4 protein-coding genes are annotated in these 3,596 nt (G+C 70.0%); 2 read left to right on the top strand and 2 right to left on the bottom strand.

Annotated features, from left to right (window positions below; all coding sequences use genetic code 11):
- Positions 1 to 76: 76 nt before the first annotated feature.
- Positions 77 to 637 carry an RNA polymerase sigma factor gene (locus tag FNH04_RS43105; protein WP_322725528.1) on the bottom strand — a complete coding sequence of 187 codons (561 nt, stop codon included), beginning with the start codon at positions 635 to 637 and terminating at the stop codon, positions 77 to 79.
- Positions 638 to 779: 142 nt separating this feature from the next.
- Here FNH04_RS43105 and trpS point away from each other — a divergent pair, with 142 nt between their 5' ends.
- Together trpS and FNH04_RS43095 are read left to right on the top strand one after the other, a co-directional pair.
- On the top strand, positions 780 to 1,793 hold the full coding sequence (gene trpS, locus FNH04_RS43100) for a tryptophan--tRNA ligase (RefSeq protein ID WP_152791692.1): 1,014 nt from the start codon (positions 780 to 782) through the stop codon (positions 1,791 to 1,793).
- A 164-nt stretch (positions 1,794 to 1,957) separates the two neighbouring features.
- Positions 1,958 to 2,539 carry a 2'-5' RNA ligase family protein gene (locus FNH04_RS43095; RefSeq protein ID WP_322725526.1) on the top strand — a complete coding sequence of 194 codons (582 nt, stop codon included), beginning with the start codon at positions 1,958 to 1,960 and terminating at the stop codon, positions 2,537 to 2,539.
- A gap of 272 nt (positions 2,540 to 2,811) precedes the next feature.
- Here FNH04_RS43095 and FNH04_RS43090 read toward each other — a convergent pair whose 3' ends face one another.
- Entirely contained in the window at positions 2,812 to 3,567 is a 756-nt protein-coding gene (locus FNH04_RS43090) for a decaprenylphospho-beta-D-erythro-pentofuranosid-2-ulose 2-reductase (RefSeq protein WP_152791690.1), read from the bottom strand.
- Positions 3,568 to 3,596 lie beyond the last annotated feature (29 nt).

Here is a 3,596-nt window from a genome sequence, read left to right as displayed (position 1 = left end):
GCCTTCCTCGACCCGGCCCCCGTCCACGGCCCGGCCCTCCTCGTCGTGGACCTCGCCGTCCCCGTCCCCGTACCGCTCACTCACCCTCGTCACCTCCTCCCCGCAGCTCGAACTCCGGCAGTAACCGTCCCAGCTTGCGCAGGGCCCGGCTCAGGCGGGACTTCACCGTGCCCCGAGGCCAGCCGAGGGCCTCCGCGGTCTCGGGCTCGTCCATCTCCAGCAGAAAGCGGTAGGTGACGACCAGCCGGTGCTCCTCGCTCAGCTTTTCCAGCGCGCGCAGCAGCGCGACACGCCGCTCCGTCTCCAGGGTGGCGACCGCGGGATCCGCGGACTCCGGTATCAGCGGCTCCGCCTCGATCAGTGCCGCCTCCCGGCCGGCCAGCGTCCGGCGGCGGCCCGCCGCCCGCACTGTGTTCCTCGTCTCATTGGCGACGATCGACAGCAGCCACGGCCGGAACGCCATGCCGTCCCGAAAGCGCCCCAGGGAGCAGTACGCCTTGAAAAAGGCCTGCTGCACCACGTCCTCCGCGTCCGCACCCGCTCCCAGCGCGCGGGCCGCCCTGAGCGCGATGCCCGTATGGGCGCGCACCAGGTCCGCGTACGCCTCCGGGTCACCAGCGCGTACGCGTGCGATCACCGCGGCCTCATCGACGATGCGGCCCCCCTCCCGCGTTCTCACACCTTTGTTACACCGGTCGGAGGACGTCGGTTCCCACCTGTGGCACATCTGTTTCCGGCCAGTTCCGGAGCGGCCCCCGACACCTGAGAGAATGTGGAACATGGCCTCTGACCGACCCCGGGTCCTCTCCGGAATCCAGCCCACCGCAGGCTCGTTCCACCTCGGCAACTACCTCGGCGCCGTGCGCCAGTGGGTGGCCCTGCAGGAGTCCCACGACGCGTTCTACATGATCGTCGACCTGCACGCGATCACCGTTCCGCAGGACCCGGCGGAGCTGCGTGCCAACACCCGGCTCGCCGCCGCCCAGCTGCTCGCGGCCGGACTCGACCCGGAGCGCTGCACCCTCTTCGTCCAGAGCCACGTCCCCGAGCACGCGCAGCTCGCCTGGATCATGAACTGCCTCACGGGCTTCGGTGAGGCGAGCCGCATGACCCAGTTCAAGGACAAGTCCACCAAGCAGGGCGCCGACCGGGCGAGCGTCGGCCTCTTCACGTACCCGATCCTGCAGATCGCGGACATTCTGCTGTACCAGGCGAACGAGGTCCCGGTCGGCGAGGACCAGCGCCAGCACATCGAACTGACCCGCGACCTCGCCATGCGCTTCAACGGCCGGTTCGGGGAGACCTTCACGCTCCCGAAGCCGTACATCCTGAAGGAGACGGGGAAGATCTACGACCTTCAGGACCCGTCGATCAAGATGAGCAAGTCCGCATCGACCCCGAAGGGGTTGATCAACCTGCTCGACGAGCCGAAGGCCACCGCCAAGAAGGTGAAGAGCGCGGTCACCGACACCGACACGGTCATCCGCTACGACGTCGAGAACAAGCCGGGTGTCAGCAACCTGCTGACCATCTACTCGACCCTCTCCGGTACCGGAATCGCGGAACTGGAGCAGAAGTACGCCGGCAAGGGCTACGGTGCGCTGAAGACGGACCTCGCCGAGGTCATGGTCGAGTTCGTGACGCCCTTCCGGGAGCGCACCCAGCAGTACCTGGACGACCCCGAGACGCTCGACTCGATCCTGGCCAAGGGCGCGGAGAAGGCGCGTGGTGTCGCGGCGGAGACACTCGCCCAGGCGTACGAGCGAGTGGGTTTCCTGCCCGCGAAGCACTGAGCCGTCGAGCCGCCCTCCCCGCGACGAGCCGCACCGCCGTACAGTCGATAGCCGAGCAGGCAGTCACCCCTGCCTGCCGAGGGCACAGACCCGACGACAGACCACACCGCACCACACCGCACGACAACCAACCACACAGACGACACAAGACGACAGGAGACGACGTGGGGACCGTAACGATCGGTGTCTCGATCGCGGTCCCGGAGCCTCACGGCAGCCTGCTCCAGGAGCGGCGCACGGGCTTCGGCGACGCCGCGGCTTCCGGTATCCCCACACACGTCACCCTGCTGCCGCCGACAGAGGTCGACGACTCGGAGCTGCCCGCGATCGAGGAGCATCTGGCCGACGTCGCGGCCACCGGCCGCCCGTTCCGGATGTGTCTGTCCGGCACGGGAACCTTCCGCCCGCTGTCGCCCGTTGTGTTCGTGCAGGTCGTCGACGGGGTCGAGGCCTGTACGTGGCTGCAGAAGCAGGTCCGGGACGCGTCGGGTCCGGTGGCGCGCGAGCTCGCCTTCCCCTACCACCCGCATGTCACTGTGGCGCACGGCATCTCCGAAGAGGCGATGGACCGGGCGTACGAGGAACTGTCCGAGTACGAGGCGGAGTGGCCCTGCACCGGTTTCGCGCTCTATGAGCAGGGCGCGGACGGGGTGTGGCGCAAGCTGCGGGAGTTCGGCTTCGGTGGGGAGGCCGTGCCGCCGAAGACGGCGTCGGCCGGGAGCGACACCACCCTCCCGGCGCACTGACGCCACCTAAGGCAAAGGGGCGTCAGGGCCCCGGAGGCAGTGGGGAGGACAGGGGCATCGGGGTCGGACACGTCCGGGTCGACCAGAGCGGGAATCCCATGAGCAAGGCCGTGGTGGTGTCGCTCAACCGGTAGCGCCCCGTTCCGGCGGGGTACGCCTCGGGGAGGCGGGCCGGCGTCGTCTCGCGGCTGCGGTTTCCTGGTGGCCTGTCGCGCCCGTACGGCGGAGCCGCGTGTCGACACGGTCCCGCGCCTCTTCAGGACGCATCCGTCCTAGAGAGGGAGCCGTCGGAACAAGGGCCGCGGTACGTGCCGTAGCGCCGACATCACCAGGCGCATGGCCCCTGGCACCCACACCGTCTCGGAGCGGCGTCGGAGGCCCAGTTCGATCGCGTACGCGACCGCCTCGGGGGTCGTCGCGAGGGGGACCTCCGGCAGTCCGGCCGTCATCCGGGACCGTACGAACCCGGGGCGCACGACCATGACGTGGACGCCCGTGCCGTGCAGGGCGTCGCCCAGGCCCTGGGTGAAGGTGTCGAGTCCGGCCTTGCTGGAGCCGTAGATGAAGTCGGAGCGGCGCGCCCGTTCGCCCGCCACCGAGGACAGGACCACGAGCGAGCCGTGCCCCTGGGCCTGGAGCGCCTGCGCGCACACGAGGCCGGACGAGACGGCGCCCGCGTAGTTGGTCTGCGCGACGCGCACCGCGGCCAGCGGGTCCCGCTCGTCGTTCGCCTGGTCGCCGAGGACGCCGAAGGCGAGCAGCACCATGTCGATGTCGCCCTCGGCGAACACCTTGCCGAGCACCGTCTCGTGGGACTCGGGGGCGAGTGCGTCGAAGGCGACGGCGCGTACATCGGCCCCCAGGCCGCGCAGGTGTTCGGCCGCCTCGTCCAGGTCGGGCGAGGGGCGGCCCGCCAGCCAGACCGTGCGGGTGCGGCGGGCGATCAGCCGACGGGCGGTCGCCAACGCGATGTCCGACGTTCCGCCGAGGACCAGCAGGGACTGGGGGGTACCGAAGGCATCCTTCATGACAGCTCCCGGAGCTCGTGGGGGAGGGA

The sequence above is a fragment of the Streptomyces phyllanthi genome (assembly GCF_009377205.1).
Lineage (GTDB): Bacteria > Actinomycetota > Actinomycetes > Streptomycetales > Streptomycetaceae > Streptomyces > Streptomyces phyllanthi.
Note: the sequence above shows the minus strand (reverse complement) of the source record. Positions and strands in the feature narration are given on the sequence as shown.